This is a genomic window from Granulicella mallensis, assembly GCF_014203225.1.
GTDB classification, from domain to species: Bacteria; Acidobacteriota; Terriglobia; order Terriglobales; family Acidobacteriaceae; genus Granulicella; species Granulicella mallensis_A.
This window is the reverse complement of the sequence record NZ_JACHIO010000004.1, coordinates 316,341-331,283: the sequence shown is the minus strand read 5'-3', so window position 1 is coordinate 331,283 and position 14,943 is coordinate 316,341. Positions and strand designations below refer to the sequence as shown.

At 57.6% G+C, this 14,943-nt stretch carries 15 protein-coding genes; 7 read left to right on the top strand and 8 right to left on the bottom strand.

The window, feature by feature from the left end; translation table 11 throughout:
* Positions 1 to 26 precede the first annotated feature (26 nt).
* The gene (locus tag HDF15_RS06110) at positions 27 to 2,423 is read right to left on the bottom strand and encodes a beta-L-arabinofuranosidase domain-containing protein (protein WP_184253743.1); all 2,397 of its coding nucleotides are present in this window, start codon (positions 2,421 to 2,423) and stop codon (positions 27 to 29) included.
* 325 nt (positions 2,424 to 2,748) lie between these two features.
* Between HDF15_RS06110 and HDF15_RS06105 the strand changes: the two genes are divergently transcribed.
* From HDF15_RS06105 to HDF15_RS06095, 3 genes are all read left to right on the top strand, one after another.
* The gene (locus HDF15_RS06105; RefSeq protein WP_184253741.1) at positions 2,749 to 3,645 is read left to right on the top strand and encodes a TIGR03435 family protein; all 897 of its coding nucleotides are present in this window, start codon (positions 2,749 to 2,751) and stop codon (positions 3,643 to 3,645) included.
* A gap of 295 nt (positions 3,646 to 3,940) precedes the next feature.
* Complete coding sequence (locus HDF15_RS06100) at positions 3,941 to 5,212, top strand: glycoside hydrolase family 28 protein (protein WP_184253739.1); 1,272 nt, start codon at positions 3,941 to 3,943, stop codon at positions 5,210 to 5,212.
* 25 nt (positions 5,213 to 5,237) lie between these two features.
* Positions 5,238 to 5,447, top strand: coding sequence for a hypothetical protein (locus tag HDF15_RS06095; protein WP_184253737.1), 210 nt, complete (start codon positions 5,238 to 5,240; stop codon positions 5,445 to 5,447).
* Here HDF15_RS06095 and HDF15_RS06090 read toward each other — a convergent pair.
* From HDF15_RS06090 to HDF15_RS06080, 3 genes are all read right to left on the bottom strand, one after another.
* Positions 5,444 to 5,743, bottom strand: a complete 300-nt coding sequence (locus tag HDF15_RS06090; protein WP_184253735.1) for a DUF167 domain-containing protein — start codon at positions 5,741 to 5,743, stop codon at positions 5,444 to 5,446. The genes HDF15_RS06095 and HDF15_RS06090 overlap by 4 nt on opposite strands.
* A complete protein-coding gene (locus tag HDF15_RS06085) occupies positions 5,740 to 6,429 on the bottom strand; it encodes a YggS family pyridoxal phosphate-dependent enzyme (RefSeq protein ID WP_184253733.1) in 690 nt (229 codons plus the stop codon). Before HDF15_RS06085 ends, HDF15_RS06090 begins: the two co-directional genes overlap by 4 nt.
* Positions 6,430 to 6,496: 67 nt before the next feature.
* On the bottom strand, positions 6,497 to 7,495 hold the full coding sequence (locus HDF15_RS06080) for a hypothetical protein (RefSeq protein WP_184253731.1): 999 nt from the start codon (positions 7,493 to 7,495) through the stop codon (positions 6,497 to 6,499).
* A gap of 332 nt (positions 7,496 to 7,827) precedes the next feature.
* Between HDF15_RS06080 and HDF15_RS06075 the strand changes: the two genes are divergently transcribed.
* Positions 7,828 to 8,901 carry a hypothetical protein gene (locus HDF15_RS06075; RefSeq protein ID WP_184253729.1) on the top strand — a complete coding sequence of 358 codons (1,074 nt, stop codon included), beginning with the start codon at positions 7,828 to 7,830 and terminating at the stop codon, positions 8,899 to 8,901.
* A 91-nt stretch (positions 8,902 to 8,992) separates the two neighbouring features.
* On the opposite strand, the gene HDF15_RS06070 is transcribed toward HDF15_RS06075, so the two are convergent.
* Both HDF15_RS06070 and HDF15_RS06065 read right to left on the bottom strand, forming a co-directional pair.
* The gene (locus tag HDF15_RS06070; RefSeq protein ID WP_184253727.1) at positions 8,993 to 10,696 is read right to left on the bottom strand and encodes a cellulose synthase family protein; all 1,704 of its coding nucleotides are present in this window, start codon (positions 10,694 to 10,696) and stop codon (positions 8,993 to 8,995) included.
* A gap of 56 nt (positions 10,697 to 10,752) precedes the next feature.
* A complete protein-coding gene (locus tag HDF15_RS06065) occupies positions 10,753 to 11,130 on the bottom strand; it encodes a VOC family protein (protein WP_184253725.1) in 378 nt (125 codons plus the stop codon).
* 149 nt (positions 11,131 to 11,279) lie between these two features.
* On the opposite strand from HDF15_RS06065, the gene HDF15_RS06060 reads away from it, so the two are divergent.
* The gene (locus HDF15_RS06060; RefSeq protein ID WP_184253723.1) at positions 11,280 to 11,579 is read left to right on the top strand and encodes a hypothetical protein; all 300 of its coding nucleotides are present in this window, start codon (positions 11,280 to 11,282) and stop codon (positions 11,577 to 11,579) included.
* A gap of 62 nt (positions 11,580 to 11,641) precedes the next feature.
* Positions 11,642 to 11,905, top strand: a complete 264-nt coding sequence (locus tag HDF15_RS06055; protein WP_184253721.1) for a hypothetical protein — start codon at positions 11,642 to 11,644, stop codon at positions 11,903 to 11,905.
* Here the strand turns inward: HDF15_RS06055 and mqnC are convergent.
* Positions 11,902 to 12,948, bottom strand: a complete 1,047-nt coding sequence (gene mqnC, locus HDF15_RS06050; protein ID WP_014267293.1) for a cyclic dehypoxanthinyl futalosine synthase — start codon at positions 12,946 to 12,948, stop codon at positions 11,902 to 11,904. The genes HDF15_RS06055 and mqnC overlap by 4 nt on opposite strands.
* A gap of 136 nt (positions 12,949 to 13,084) precedes the next feature.
* Positions 13,085 to 14,521 carry a protoporphyrinogen oxidase gene (gene hemG / locus HDF15_RS06045; protein ID WP_184253719.1) on the bottom strand — a complete coding sequence of 479 codons (1,437 nt, stop codon included), beginning with the start codon at positions 14,519 to 14,521 and terminating at the stop codon, positions 13,085 to 13,087.
* Positions 14,522 to 14,711: 190 nt separating this feature from the next.
* Here hemG and HDF15_RS06040 point away from each other — a divergent pair, with 190 nt between their 5' ends.
* Complete coding sequence (locus tag HDF15_RS06040) at positions 14,712 to 14,882, top strand: PExPT-CTERM protein (RefSeq protein ID WP_184253717.1); 171 nt, start codon at positions 14,712 to 14,714, stop codon at positions 14,880 to 14,882.
* The last annotated feature ends 61 nt before the right edge of the window (positions 14,883 to 14,943 follow it).

Here is a 14,943-nt window from a genome sequence, read left to right as displayed (position 1 = left end):
TTATCCGAATAACAGCTATTCCGGCCCTACTGCGCACCATCAACGCGCACGGTGCGGATGCCGAAGACGCCGGGAATCGCCTCTCCTTCTTTCGCCTGGAAGCGCACCGTGATCTTCTGCTTGCCCTTCACGATGTCCAGCGGAAGTGGATACTTTACATCGAAGAAGCGAACATCCTGCTCCGGAGTTCGTCGTTCCATCGACTGCTCCCCGACCTTCGTGCCGTCCACCAGGACGTCGAAGCCGCCTTTGCGCCCTCGTGCATCGTTGCTGTAGGTCACGACCAGGGTCGCAGGAGAAGCGGGATCGACCGGCAAGTCGTACGAGAACCAGTTGTTCCCCTGACGTCCGTAGCGGCCCTGCAGCTGTACTGGTGAGCTATCTTCGTCTTTCTCCGCAAAATCGCGTTCTGACTGCATCTGCCCGGGCTGAGCGAAGCCGATGGTGGCCGCCGTCAATTTTTTCTCGCTTGCCTCTTCGGCTTGATAGGCCGCGGATTTATTGGCCCAATCAGTGGGCGTAAACACGTCCCAATAGATCGCGTACCGGCGGCGCGGCATCTCGTAGAACGGCGCAAATTCGATGTCCTGTTTCAGCCCGACGTTGGCGGTGCGAAAGACTCCATCCTTGCCGGCAACGGGCTTCAACCAGCCATCGACATTTTGCTCCGCAGTGATCAACGCAGGTGCCGGCTCGGGAGCCGTTCCGCCCTGGCCGCCGGAATGTCTGCGGCTCACCTCCGGCCCAAGATCGCCTGCCAGCACAAGCGGTCCCCACATGATCGCCATACGGCTCGGATTGTCCGGCAGAGCCTCTTTCCGCAGCGTTTTGGGCAGCACAATTTCGACCGTATCGCCCACTTTCCATTTGCGGTTGATCTCGATGTACGTATCGGGCGTCGAGGTGTTTGGCAAGGTCTCACCGTTTACCTTTACCGAAAAGCCGGCACCGACCCAGTACGGACGCCGCAGCGCAATCGTGAACACCTTCGTCTTCCCAGAGGTAATCTTTAAGGCCGCCGAATCGCCCATGGGCAGGTTTGTCACCATCTCGAGCTTCATGCCCTGCGATGTCCAATCGACCGTGGTCGGATCATACTGGCTGACCCAGAGCTTGTTGCCGGATTCGCTGTAAATCCCGTAGGCATGAAAGGCGTGGGTTTCCATCTGCGATCCGACGCAGCAGGTAAAGCTTTCGAACTTGTCCTGATATTCGTGCTGCACGCCGCGTCCGACCGGAACCATGTAACTGACGCGTCCGTCTTCGGGATCCTGTCCGCCGAGAATCGCGTTGAGATCCGCGCGTTCGATAAAGTCTGCATAACGGGCCTGAGGGTCAAGCGAGAAAAGGTCCCGCGCCATCTTGATCATGTTGTAGGCGGCGCAGCTCTCGGCGGTGCGCCCGTCGATCATGTCATTCATCTTGTCGGGCTGTCCGAAATATTCATTTTTGCCATCCCCGCCGGTGGCGAAGCTGTGGTGCTCGGACACCTCGTCGAAGAAGAACATCGCTGCTTTCCCGTCGGTTTCATCCCCGGTGTAGACGTAGCGCGCGAGCTCTCCGATCATCTTCGGGATCTGCGTGTTGGCATGCTTGCCGGCAAGGATGTCCTGCCCTTTCGACAGAGGATCGACGATAGCGTGATGTTCGAACTTGTCCGAAAGCTTAAGCCAGCGCGGGTCGTTGGTGTCGGCGTAAAGATCCGCGAGCACTTCGTTCATGCCGCCGAACTCGGTTGCGAGCATGCGCTGAAGCTGCTCGTCGCTGAGATGTCCCACGATGCTCTCTGCCCATCCGGCGAACTTGATTTCGACGTCGAGCGCTTTGCGGTTCCCCGTGAGGTGGTACGCATCGCGCAACCCGGCAAAGAGTTTGTGCTCGACGTACCAGGGGGACCATAAGCCATTCAGATCGAAGCCTCCGGAGTGGATCTCGCCCTTGCTCAGATCCTGGAACCGAACCTTGCCATCCACACCCTTTGCATCCAGCAGCGCGCCGATGTAGCCGTCTCCCTGCGCATTTTGGATGTTCTGCAACTCCGTAACGAAATCGTCAGCGCGGTTCTTGAAGCGTATATCTCCCGTGGTCGCATACATCATGCTGATGGCGGAGAGATAGTGTCCTGCGATATGTCCGGTGAGCTGCCGGCCGTCACCGTCCCAACCACCGTACCCTTCCGCCTTGGGGTCGAGACCGGCGCGCTGGCGCAGACGGGCAAGCATGCGCTCGGGCTGAAGGTCGAGGAGGTACTGGGCGTCGAGGTCTTGCGCCCGCTTCAATGGGCCACCCGTCAGCCGCACGCTACTGAACGGTAGAGGGACAGCCTTGAGCTGAACCTTTTGCTGAATCGTCGCGGCATGCGCGAAGGGAAGCGCCTGCAGAAAAGAGCAGAGAAAGAGTACCGGCGTGGTGAGCTTTCGCATACAACCTCGAATCGTATTTACGAATACAAAATAGTATAATTAAAGTAGGGTTTTGTGCTGGCATTGTGGTTTTTGCTGCTTCTGTCGCTTCCCACAAATATCCAGTTGTTCCCGTACGCCTTCTCTCCAGCCTTCGGCAGAGCAGAAGGGTTTCTCATCTTTATGGCCCGACTGAAGTCGGGCCTTCTGATTTATGCGCTAAGACCAGGGCATTTGATGGCATTCGCTGGGCACGCTTTTATCGATTCTCTGGGAAAGGCGGCGACAGGGAATGACAACGTGTATCGTGAGACGTCAAAGTGAATAGAATTCAGGGACGGTCTCAATGAAAAGGCTTGGAGTGCTGCTGCTTTGCGGTGTTGCGAGTGTAGGTTCCATGCGGGTGCAGAGGCCTGTGCAGAGCGTTCCTGATTGGCAGAAGGCGGCTGGCGGAGCGATGACGTTTGAGGTCGCTTCGATTCGCGAGGACAAGGGCGAGTTCAAGTCGCCTTCGTTTGCACTGAGTTCCGATGATTGGTTCCGGGAAACGAATGGGCGGTTTCACGCAGATTTTGCGTTGCCGACCTACATTGAGTTTGCTTACAAGATCTGGCTCTCGGGAGAAGAAGAGAAGGCCATGTTGGCCAATCTTCCCGGGTGGGTGAAGACAGACCGATTTGATATCGAGGCGACAGCCCCGCTGCACGCGACCAAGGACCAGTACCGGTTGATGATGCAGGCACTATTGGCCGACCGATTTGGACTAAAGATACACTTCGAGCAAAAAGAGGCTCCAGTGCTCGCGATGGTGCTGGTGAAGCCCGGGAAACCGGGGCCGAGGTTGATTCCGCATGCTCAGGGGCAGGCTTGCGACGAAAAACCGAAACCGGAGACCTATCCGATAGAGTGCTATGGTTACTTCGCCAGGCCCAGCAAAGACGGCATGGCTCTGTTTGGTTCACGAGCGACTTCCATGGATCTGGTTGGCAAGTTTGTAGGGAGTTTGGGCGGGTCTTCAGAGGAGATCGGCCGCCGTGTTGTGGACCAGACCGGGTTGACGGGGCTGTGGGACTTTACTCTGGAGGGTCCCCCACCGATGCAGACGTCTCCGCCGGATGTGGCATCGACGGGACCGACCGTATTGGAGGCCGTGCAGGAACAGTTGGGAATCAAGCTGAAGCCGACGCGGGCTATGGTTTCTGTGATTGTCGCAGACCATATTGAGCGGCCTACGGAGAACTAAGCCACTTGGTCGATAGGACGACGTATCGTCCCAATATCGAGAACGGCGTTTGTCGCTAATCATTGAGCAGTGTAGGAAGAAAAGAATTCAAGCATAGCCGTGTCACAGCCGTAAGGCACGTTTAACCTTGGCAGAGTGTGGGAAGAAATTTCGCAAAGTTTCATAGCCCAGCTTGTCACCGGCTAGTCTATCCCCGCAGAAATTGCCGGTAGAGTTCTGTCTCGTGCCAGTCCTGGCCTCTGCCATGTAAGATGGCTCCCGTAGCTGTCTGACAGATTCCCGTGGAGTGTGCGCAATGCGTTTTGTAGCGTTGATTGGAGTGTTGGCCCTGGCGGTAGTGCCGCAGGCGTGGGCGGCTGGTACAAGTGCGAAGACCTGTGATGTACGTGCGTTCGGCGCCAAGGGCGATGGCACGACCAAGGATACGGCGGCTATTCAGGAGGCCATCGATACTTGTGCCGGCTATAAAAAGGGTGGTGTCGTAAAGCTCAGCGGCGGCACATTCTTGAGTGGACCCATCTCCCTGAAGTCGAATATCACGCTGAACATTGCCGAGGGCGCGACCCTGCTCGGTTCTCCAGACCGTGAGGACTATCCCAAAGTGACGTTTGCCCGGCAACCGACCGTGCAGCCCCTGGTGGGCTCGGTGAATGCGGAGAACATCACCATTACCGGCGGCGGAACAATCGACGGCAACGGACATATCTGGTGGGAGTATGTGCACGCCGTGAAGGAGGCCGGTGTACTGGGCAACGATCATCCGCGACCGATGGGCCTCGTCTTCGACCACTCGAAGCACATCCGTGTCGAGGGAATCACCATACAGAATGCGGGCTTCTGGCAGATCGTGCCGTACTACGCAGACGATCTTGTCTTTCGTAACCTCAAGATCCTCGCTCCGCACTCGCCGAACACCGACGCGATTGACCCCTTCAGCTCCAGCAATATTGTGATCGACCACGTGTTCTCGTCGGTTGGAGATGACAACGTCGCGATCAAGTCAGGCGCGATCAACTCGCCCGGACCGGATGCTCCTTCGAAGAACATCATGATCACCGACTGCACGTTCGAAAATGGCCACGGGCTCTCTATCGGCAGTGAGATCGCTGGCGGCGTGCAGAATGTTCACGCCGAGCGGATTCACTTCAAGGGCACGGACCAGGGAATTCGTATCAAGGCGAATCGCGACCGGGGCAACGATGTGAGCAACATCTCGTTCAAGGACATCGACATGGTCGATGTGAAGACGGCGATCCTGATCACGGAGTATTACCCGAAGGCAGCGCCGGACGGTGAGGTTCCGTCTATGCCGATGGGACGTCTGACGCCGCGCTTTCACAACATCGCGATCGAGAATGTTCATGCAACTGGAAGTGGATCGGCAGGAACGATCGTAGGTTTGCCGGAGTCGCCTGTGGAAGGGCTGTCGTTGAAGAACGTCGATCTGCAAGCGAAGACCGGGCTGAAGATTGCCTATGCGAAGGTCGCGTTCGACAACGTAAAGGTCAAAGCGGACGAGGGTGAGAACCTGACCGTGGCACCGACGGCGACGGTGGCCGGGAAGTAAGAGGCGGAGGCAGTAGACTCGCCTTATGCAGTATGTGTGGAAGGCATCAGTCGTGGTGGCGGTCTTCGTCGGCGTAGGATGGCTGACGGCGAAGACCGTCATCGCCCACGCCGCGCCGGGTGGAATGTATGCTCTGCAGGTTCGGCTTGGCAGCGCAATGGCGGGACTCTTCGCGGGGGGAATTGCGGCGACCCTGGTCTTGATTGCGCTGCTCTGGAAGCGGAGCAAGAGCTAAGCGAGATCGGTGAGCAATCGGGCTTCGACCTCTGCGGAAGTTAGTCCCGCTATGCGCAGCATCTTGGTCCGGCTGGTCGCGCCGGTGAGGAGTTCGATATGGGCTCGCGGGATGTTGAGGCGGTCGCTGAGGAAGGCGATCAGCGCGGCGTTGGCACGTCCGTCGGTGGGCGGTGTGATCAGTGAGACCTTGATGGAACCGTCGTGTGTGCCCGTGATGGCATTCTGTTTGGCCCCGGGATGAACGCGTACTGGGAGGGAACAGCCGCCGGGCGTATCCCGCAGCGCGAGAATCACACGTAACTCCGTTTGCCGAAGATCGCAGTGCCGATGCGTACCGTGGTGGAACCCTCTTCAATGGCCACTTGAAAATCGTGGGACATCCCCATGGAGAGCTGCGTGAGATTTGAATGTTTGGCAACGTTCTCGTCGCGCAACCTGCGTAGATGCTGGAAGTAGGGCCGTGCCGTTTCGGGGTCGTCGCTCCAGGGGGGAACGGTCATCAATCCCAGGGGTTTTAGGAAGCTGAATGGTTGCAGGGCATCCAGGAAGGCTGGGAGTTCTTCAGGAGCGAGACCATGTTTGGTCTCTTCATGCGAAAGCTTCACTTCGATGAGCAGGGGCAAGGTCTTGCCGAGGGCCTGTGCGGCGGAGTTGAGGCGTTCCGCGGTCTTCAGCGAGTCGACGGCGTCGATGGCGTGGAAGATCTCGGCGGCCTTGGCTGTCTTGTTGTTCTGCAGGGGGCCGATGAGGTGCAGGTCGAGCCCTTCAAGCAGCTCAATTTGCGCGGATTTGGCCTGAGCCTCCTGCACGCGGTTTTCGCCGAACAGGCGCTGGCCTGCGGAGTGGGCTTCCAGAATAGCTTCGGCGGGGTGCATCTTGCTGACGGCCATCAGGGCGACGTCTTCTACACGGCGGTTGGCACGGGCGCAGGCGTCCGCAATCTCATTGCGAAGACGATCGATGTTTGAGGTTATGGACATATTATGTCCAGTTTAGACGCGAAGCCTGAGATAAGGATTCTCATTGGCCAGACGCATAATCGCGGATTTAGTGGACGCCGGCGGCCTGGGCATCGCGTGCGGCCTGGTGCGCGACCTTTTCTCGGTGTGTGCGAACGTAGTGTGCGGCGATGTCGGGGTAGAACTCGCGGATGGAGGTGAAGGCGATGTCACGCATGGAGGCGTAGGCGAACTTCGTGGCGAGGACACCGAAGCTGGTGGCTCCCGCGGGATAGTACTCGCGGGAGATGACCTGGGTGAGCACTTTGCCGCCGAGGCCGGCGATATTGGGGGTCTGCTTGCCTCCGTAGGTTTGAGCTACGGCCTGCCGGCTGATGACGTAGAGGGCGCGGATGGGAATACTGTGGCCACGGCCCATCGCATAGTAGCGCGTGTCTTCATGCAGCAGGCTGGGAAGAAACCAGGCGGAGAGATAGGTGCCGTCTGTCTTGTCGAGCAAGCCGCGCCAGGTGTAGGCATAGAAGCCATCGACACCTTTGCCCAGGACTGGATGAGAGTTCAGGCCTTCGGCCGAAAGGGATGTGATGCCGAGGAAGATAAAGGAGGAGTAATCGAACGACTGATGGGTGGCTACCTGGAAGTTGTACTTCCAACCGGGAGGATGAGCTACGGCACCGCCTGAAACAGAACGAAAGTTCGGCATAAACCCGAGAATGCGCTGCGGCTGGCGGCGATTGAGCGGAATCGGGTTTCCATTGGAGTCGAGTTCGATAGGGGGAACAGGTTTCTTCTTGGTGTCGGGAGAGTTGTCCTGTGTCCGTTGGTGCGGATCTTTCAGATCCTGATTGTCCGCGGAATCCGGATCGCTGTTGGAAGAGGAGTCGTCGGTATCCAATGTATCCGGAGAGGTGCCTGTTTCGGTGGGCGAAAACAGCAGCGCGGAGGGAGCATTAGGAAGCGCAGGATGAGTCACTGGCGTAAGGGTCGCAATCAGCACATTGGAGGGAGCTTGCTGGGCAGAGGAAGTCAGGGGTAGGAGGGCGAGTCCGGCAAAACCAAAAGCACAGGCGCAAAAAGCCCGTGGCATAGACCAGACATGCGGGGAAAAAGACAAGCAGACACCATCCTGACGAAGTTACTCGCGCTTACAAAGCAGCGGAATTTGGATACACGTAGACTTACTATATTAGACGGCCTTTTTCGCATAGAGTTGCGCAAACTTGAAGGAATGCCCATGATTTGTCACCTTATCGAGGCAGGCACATGAGGATTGATTCCTAAATATCCTGCATCCTATTCGGCATTATGATCGTCCTACGTGGAAATGGAATCGAAAGGGGCGCAGCGTTCGCAACAATTCGCGAAGGCTTGGGTTTGATCCAGCATTCGGTTCCCGTTTTACGGCAAGGAGTTCAAAAGATGTTGTTTACCTTTACTAGACCCTCAGGTTTTGTGCGCCGCACTGTGGCGCTGTCGGCGATTCTCGGCGCAAGTGTTGCCGTGATGAGTGCGCAGACCAGCCAGTCCAGCGATTCTTCAGTCGCCCGGGCTGCCACCCAGTCCAACGTGGCTTCTATGCAAAACAGTCTTCAGGCGAAGCCAACATTGAATTTGGACGTTCCGGTAGCCGGAACCAGCAGTGACGCGCTGTTTTCAAGCAGCAGCGCGGAGATCAATGAAGTGGCGGATAACTCCGCTGCTCCCTTCAATTTTGTCGATCCCCAGTATGGTGGCGGACATCAGCGCTATGGCCGTCCTCGCTATCGTGGCGGCAACACGAACGCGGATGGCTCGAACAAGTTCACTTTCTACGGTGGCGCCGGTTTCACCGTACCGACTGGCAATACTCATACCTATCTGACCCCGAGCTACAGCTTCCAGGTCGGCGGCGGTCCTCAGTTCAGTAAGCATTTTGCGCTTCCGATCGAGTTCGATTGGGATAACTTCGGCTTCCAGGGCCGTACGCTCGCCAATCAGACGACAATCTATAACACCTACATCGATCTCTACAATCAGAACCCGGACCCCTCGGTTGGCACCATTGCACCTATCTCCAACCTGGACGGTAGCAGCCATGTGTGGTCCTTCTCCATCGATCCCACCTATACGTTCTACTCGGGTGAGGGACTGGGCGCTTATGTCGTAGCCGGTGTCGGCTTCTACCACAAGACAGCCGATTTCACGGTTCCGGCGCTCGGTGAGTACTGCGATCCGTTCTATGGTTGCTATACCTACTCTGCAAACCAGACCATCGACCACTACACTTCGAACGCACCTGGCTTCAATGCCGGCCTGGGACTGACCTATAAGTTCTCGCGCTTCTCGAATGAGCGGTTCTACGGCGAGGTTCGGTATGTGTTCGTTGATAACTCGCAGCGTGCCGGTGTTACGGCCGCTACCGCTTCCGCGGCAAATGTCGATGTGGCGAACGATTATCCGGCGAACAGCAACCACACGGGATACTTTCCGATCAAGTTTGGCGTCCGCTTCTAACGGATACTGAATAGGTTCGTGCAAGCAGAAAGGCCCGCGAAAGCGGGCCTTTCTGCTTGTGTGCGAACGAAGGATGGTTTTATAGTCGAGCCTAAATCCCTACAGGGTAGGGCTTCTCGTGGATCTCGCTGCCCTGTGTGCCCCTGCGTTCGAAGAGTCCCTGGAAGAGGCTCAGCAGGCCGGTGTACCAGTAGCCCAGAACGAAGAGCAGGAGAAACGGCACGGTGAAGTAGTTTTCCGTGCTGAAGGCATACCAGACCGTCCCGGCGAAGTAGCAGCCGATCGCCAGTTCGATCCAGGGGATGATCCCCAGCCGCTTCCGGTACTTCCTCGCCTGTGACTTCTCGCCTTTTTTCTCAACGCGATACTTCGGCGTACGTGCGAACGCACTCTTGATGCCGAAGAGCGCTTCGAGCACGGCCTTGGTGTTGGTGATCGTGAGACCGACTCCCAGCGACATCAGGAAGGGAAGGTAGAGAAACGTCTTGTACCAGGTGCGCGGAAAGAGTTCTTTCTGGCTGACCAGATAGAAGCTCGAAACCGACATCGTCGAGGCCATGAACAACGGCAGGTCGATCAGGATCATCTGCAAGGGACCCTGCCAGGAACGAATGATCATGGCAGGCATCAGCAGGGTGGAGAGCACGATCATCAACGGATAGCTGATGTTGGCGGTGAGATGGTAGAAGGCCTCGAGCTTGGTGTGGAACGGGGCTTCCGAGCGGAAGATCGTAGGCAGAATCTTCTTGCTGGTCTGGATGAGGCCCTTGGCCCAGCGTGCCTGCTGGGTCTTGAAGGCGGTCATCTCGATGGGCAGTTCGGCGGGGCACTCGACATCCTGCAAGTACTTGAACTTCCAGCCTTTGAGCTGTGCCCGATAGCTGAGGTCGGTGTCCTCGGTGAGCGTATCGTGCTGCCAGCCACCGGCTTCTTCAATGGCTCCGCGACGCCACATTCCGGCCGTGCCGTTGAAGTTGAAGAAGACACCCGCACGGGAGCGCCCGCCGTGTTCCAGTACAAAATGGCCGTCGAGCAGGATGGCCTCGACCTGGGTGAGAAACGAGTAGTTGCGATTGAGGTGTGTCCAGCGCGTCTGCACCATGCCGATACCGGGTTCGGCGAAGTGATGGATCACCTGCATCAACCATTGAGGCGGCGGCACAAAGTCGGCGTCGAAGATGGCGATCAGCTCACCTTTGGCTACCTTCAGACCTTCTTCCAGGGCCCCGGCCTTATAGCCGTAGCGATTGGTGCGATGGAGGTAATGGACTGGCTGTGGTTCAAGGCCTTCCGTCCCGGCGGCATAGCGGGCGACGATGCCTCGTGCGACGCCGGTGGTCTCGTCGGTGGAATCGTCAAGGAGTTGGATCTCGAAGCGGTCGCGGGGATAGTCGAGGCGGCAGCAGGCGTCGATCAGGCGGTCGATGACGAACTGCTCGTTATAGATCGGGAGCTGAATGGTGACGAAGGGCAGCTCGGACTCCTCGAAGCGGGCGACCGGCTCCGTGGAGTGAGAGGCGTTGCGGAGGTTGCGGTAGTAGAGCCAGACGAGCTGATAGCGATGGAGGCCATAGAAGGCCAGGATGATCATCACGATGAAGTACGGGATGAGCAGGGCGACATCGAAGACGTTCCAGCGGTACTCCCCATGGAAGTTATAGATCTGGCTCGTGTAGTGGGAACGCCAGTAATAGCCCAGGCCATGGGGACTGGCGAGGAAAAACGCAAACGCTTTGAGATGACTGATCAGAAAGGAACTCCGGGCCGAGCGAGGTACAGACGCTAAGCAGGGCATGGATCTTTGCATCGCGCTCTGCGTCAGGGTATCGCATTGATTTTACGCGAGGAGGCTTAGAGATACCTTGCGATTTCGAGAAGGTTGCCGTCGGGATCACGGAAGTAGACGGAGACCATCCTGCCGAGAGCTCCATGACGCTCTACAGGGCCTTCCTCAATGGCTATGTCGAGGGATTTCAGGTGGTGGAGGGTTTGCTCAGGCTGATCGCCGGTGATGAAGCAAAGATCCCCGGAGCCTGGTGTAGGATTTGCCGCCTTGGGGTCGAAGGTATGGTCTGTCTGGTGGAGATTGATCTTTTGCTGGCCGAACTTGAGAGCCCAGCGACTGTTAGCTTCGGCGGCTTCAAATCCGAGGACGCGAGTGTAGAAGGCGATCGTTGCAGGAATGCTTGCAACGGTGAGGACGAGGTGGTCGAGGCGGTCTATCTTCATGGGTTTGTTCTAACGTGAGGCAACATAGCCGCTACGTATGGTTATAAGGGAATGTATTTTAACTTTTGTATATACATTTGATATACATCTACTCGTAGAGCCATCTTTTCTATTGACACGTTTAGCGATGAAACGGGAGATGAAAATCTATGAAGACATCCAAAGAACGTATGCGCGAACGGCTACGGACACCAAGGGTCATGACTGCGATCAGTCTCCGAATTCCGGAGAGTGTGATCGAATCGCTGAAAGAGATTGCGCCAAGTCTCGGCTTTTCCGGTTATCAGGGGTTAATCAAGGCATATATTTCGCAGGGGCTGCGAAGGGATTTAGAGCGTCTTGAGGGATCGCAGGTGCAGGCGCTTACGGAAAGCTTGCGGAGGCAGGGTGTGCCGGATGAGAAAATTTCGGCGGCAATCAAAGATGCTGGGTTTATTTTTTTGGCATAAGGCTCCCGCAGACGAACCCTGGCAAATAAGCTTCAGGGACAGTCCTAGGAGGGCTGCATCAAATGAATGCTGATTCTGCAATCAAGTATTTGGAACAAATACAGACCACCATTACCTCGAAAATCGACGACACGCTGTTGCTTGAACCTGTAAACACGGTAGCTTATGCGTCAACTCTTCGCTACAAGGTCTTCCGACAGGGACATCGCTTACTCCCTGACTTTGAGATATTTGACCTGATTCCGAAGAATGACAACGAGGCATCAAGGCAAATTGAGACGATGTTTCGAAAATATCTACAGTTACATTTATTGAAAGCAGCCTAATTCAGGAACATCGTCCGATAGAGCGTATCGCGCTGCACGGGTTTGAAGCCTGCGTCGCGAATGATGCGGCGAAGCTCCTCTTCCGTCGTGCAATTCGAGGTGCCTGCGGCGCGAACCACGTTCTCTTCGAGCATTACCGAGCCAACATCATTACCGCCGAAACGCAGGCCCATCTGCAGAACCTTCAGGCCCTGCGTGACCCAAGAACTCTGCACATTTTCGATGTTGTCGAGATACATGCGGCTGATGGCGAGGGTCTTGAGGTATTCGACCGAGGTAGCCTCATCCCAGCCGCGACCGCCGAGAGCGGTGTTGTTGGGCTGGAAGCTCCAGGGGATGAATGCCGTAAATCCGCCGGTCTCTTCCTGAAGCTGGCGAACCACTTCGAAGTGATTGACACGATGCTCCATCGTCTCGCCGACGCCGAACATCATGGTTGCCGTAGTCCGCATGCCGAGCGAGTGTGCGGTGCGGTGAACGGCAACCCAATCTTCCGTTCTGCACTTCAGCCGCGCGATGCGTTTGCGGACCTCGTCATCGAGGATCTCTGCACCGCCGCCGGGAATGCTGTCGAGCCCGGCGTCACGAAGACGCGCAATGGTGTCGCGCAGCGAGATCTCGGAGTACTCGGCGATGGCCAGAATCTCGGAGGCAGAGAGGCAGTGCAGCCAGATGGACGGGAAGCGCTGCTTGATGCCCGTGAAGAGCGATTCGAACCAGTCGATCTTGAGGTCGGGATGGATGCCGCCCTGCATCAGTACGCCGGTGCCGCCCATCTCGACTGTTTCGCGGATCTTGTCATAGATCGTGTCGAAGTCGAGGATGTAGCCTTCGGCGGCGAGCTTGCCCTTCAAGGGCCGATAGAAGGCGCAGAAGGTGCAGTATTCGGTGCAGAAGTTGGTGTAGTTAATGTTGCGGTCGATGATGTAGCTGACCACGCCCTCCGGGTGGAGGCGGCGGCGGACCGCATCGGCCTCCATGCCGATGCCGATGAGATCGTCGGAGGCGAAACAGTCGAGAGCTTGCTGGCGGGTAATGCCCATAGGGTTAGTTTACGCCTGTCGTCTGTTTCCTTGCAGTTCTGGTGGTTCGGGGTTGGTTCAGCAGAGGGCGACGAGGGGTTTAGCTAAGAGGTATTCGTAGCTGAAGCCCTCGTTGCTCTCTGCTGATAGAGGTCCCTCACGCTGTCGGGATCAGCTCACGAGCTGCAGCGCGGGCGTCGCGAATGAGGTCAGGCAGGCCTACGCCCCGGTAGCCGTTGCCCAGCAGTGTCAGATCGCCAAGTTTCGCGATGTGCAGGTCGAGTTGAACCATGCGTTCGAGGTGGCCGACCTCATACTGCGGCAGGCTGCGCGGCCAGCGGCGCACGGTGGTGAGTACCGCATCGGGCGCAGGGAGTGGGCCGAGGACTTTGGTGAGCTGGGCGAAGGCTGCGGCGGCGATCGTTTCGTCGGATTGGGGGGAGAGCGTATCGGCGCTCGGCCCTCCAAAGAAGACGCGGATGACGCGGGCTCCGGCTGGCGCACGGTCGGGGAACTTCTGATCGACGAAGGTGGCGGCAAGAAGTTGTGGCTCGCTGGTGGAGCGTGCCTGGGGCACGAGGAAACCGAAGCCCTGCGGAATCGAGAAAGTGCTCGCGGCGGCGGCAGGCCAGCACAGTGCGGCGAGTACGGCGGAGCTGGCATCGGTGGGGATGAGTGCCGCGGCTTCAGCATCGAGCGGCGTGAGCAGGGCGCGGGTTGCGTCGATGGGGGTGGCGAAGAGGACGTGATGGAAGTGCTTCTTACTGGTGCGCCCCTCAGTGGCAAAGGCGGAGGTGCGGAGCAGCCAGCGTTTGCCCTGTCGCTTGATCGATAGAGCTGAGCGGCTAAGGTTCAGCCGTTCGGGCGGCAGCTGGGCAACGAGGGCCTCGATGAGAGTGCCGAGGCCGTTGCGGAGGGTCGTAAAGAGCGATGGCACCGGACGGCTGCCGCGCGTCTTTGCTTTGGCCTGCAGGGCTGCGATGAGGGAGCCGTATTCGCGCTCCATGGTGATGAAGTTGGGCATCACGGCGCGGACGCTCAGGGTCTTTACATCGCCGCCAAAGACTCCGCTGAGCAGGGGAGCGCCGATTTTGGTGAGGACCTCCTCACCGAAGTGGCGGAGGATGAAGCTGGCAACGGACTCGTCTTGTTCCGGAGCTTCGGAGCGGAGTTCCGACGCTCGCTCCAACTCGGCGGCATAGGCTTTGCGGGCTGTATCTGAGAAGAGAGGCGAGTCTTCGAGTGTGCTGAGATTCTCCGGAACCATCATGCGCATGCCATCGGGCATCGGCTGGAGCTTGCCGTCGATCAGGATGTAGGTCTTGCGAGTGGCGTCGTTGCTCGAGATCAGCTCTGCGCCGAGGCCGAGTTCGAGTGCCAGTTCGCGAGCCCAGGGCTTTTCCGAGACCCAGCCATCGGGGCCGCCTTCAAGGACGAAGCCCTGAGACTGTGTGGTTTCGACGATTCCGCCGAGACGGTCGCCGGCTTCATAGAGATGCCAGTCGATCTCCGCTCCACGTTTGCGGGCGAGTTCGAGCTCGTAGGCGGCGGTAAGGCCGGCGATTCCTCCGCCGATGATTGCAATGCGCTTCATCGACTTATCTTATTAGGAGCAGGGGCCTTGCCGGTTGCTTTGCGGTCATTCTCTGTTTTCATAGCGGTTTGATCGGAAGGAGGTAGGATTCGGTAGAATCACCTTGCTTGTGCTGTCTCGCCAAGGCACGTATGCTTTTGTGCCAGAGCAGAATGTTTCTAAATTCGTCTCTGATCGGTGTCCCATCCTTATGAAGATAGCTCTGCGGTTCGCCTCTTTCGGTCTGTTGTTTCTCCTCCCAGCGTTTGCCCATGCTCAGGGTGTAGGTGGCTGTGTGGATTCGCCGGAGTGCCCGACTGCCGTGCTGGGCCTTGTTGGGGCTGCGGGAGCCGCGCTTTACGTGCGCTTTCGCTCACGCTGACCTCTGATCTTCTCTTCTGCCTTCCATTAATCTCTGTTTTCTGACGGATAGATTGCTGCTG

What these genes read in the sequence shown, in the direction of transcription:
- HDF15_RS06040 (WP_184253717.1), top strand. Translation starts at nt 14,712, where the DNA reads ATGAAGATAGCTCTGCGGTTCGCCTCTTTCGGTCTGTTGTTTCTCCTC.
- HDF15_RS06085 (WP_184253733.1), bottom strand. Translation starts at nt 6,429, where the DNA reads ATGTCCATAACCTCAAACATCGATCGTCTTCGCAATGAGATTGCGGAC.
- HDF15_RS06095 (WP_184253737.1), top strand. Translation starts at nt 5,238, where the DNA reads ATGCAGTATGTGTGGAAGGCATCAGTCGTGGTGGCGGTCTTCGTCGGC.
- HDF15_RS06105 (WP_184253741.1), top strand. Translation starts at nt 2,749, where the DNA reads ATGAAAAGGCTTGGAGTGCTGCTGCTTTGCGGTGTTGCGAGTGTAGGT.
- HDF15_RS06070 (WP_184253727.1), bottom strand. Translation starts at nt 10,696, where the DNA reads ATGCCCTGCTTAGCGTCTGTACCTCGCTCGGCCCGGAGTTCCTTTCTG.
- HDF15_RS06080 (WP_184253731.1), bottom strand. Translation starts at nt 7,495, where the DNA reads ATGCCACGGGCTTTTTGCGCCTGTGCTTTTGGTTTTGCCGGACTCGCC.
- HDF15_RS06075 (WP_184253729.1), top strand. Translation starts at nt 7,828, where the DNA reads ATGTTGTTTACCTTTACTAGACCCTCAGGTTTTGTGCGCCGCACTGTG.
- HDF15_RS06060 (WP_184253723.1), top strand. Translation starts at nt 11,280, where the DNA reads ATGAAGACATCCAAAGAACGTATGCGCGAACGGCTACGGACACCAAGG.
- mqnC (WP_014267293.1), bottom strand. Translation starts at nt 12,948, where the DNA reads ATGGGCATTACCCGCCAGCAAGCTCTCGACTGTTTCGCCTCCGACGAT.
- HDF15_RS06065 (WP_184253725.1), bottom strand. Translation starts at nt 11,130, where the DNA reads ATGAAGATAGACCGCCTCGACCACCTCGTCCTCACCGTTGCAAGCATT.
- HDF15_RS06055 (WP_184253721.1), top strand. Translation starts at nt 11,642, where the DNA reads ATGAATGCTGATTCTGCAATCAAGTATTTGGAACAAATACAGACCACC.
- HDF15_RS06110 (WP_184253743.1), bottom strand. Translation starts at nt 2,423, where the DNA reads ATGCGAAAGCTCACCACGCCGGTACTCTTTCTCTGCTCTTTTCTGCAG.
- hemG (WP_184253719.1), bottom strand. Translation starts at nt 14,521, where the DNA reads ATGAAGCGCATTGCAATCATCGGCGGAGGAATCGCCGGCCTTACCGCC.
- HDF15_RS06100 (WP_184253739.1), top strand. Translation starts at nt 3,941, where the DNA reads ATGCGTTTTGTAGCGTTGATTGGAGTGTTGGCCCTGGCGGTAGTGCCG.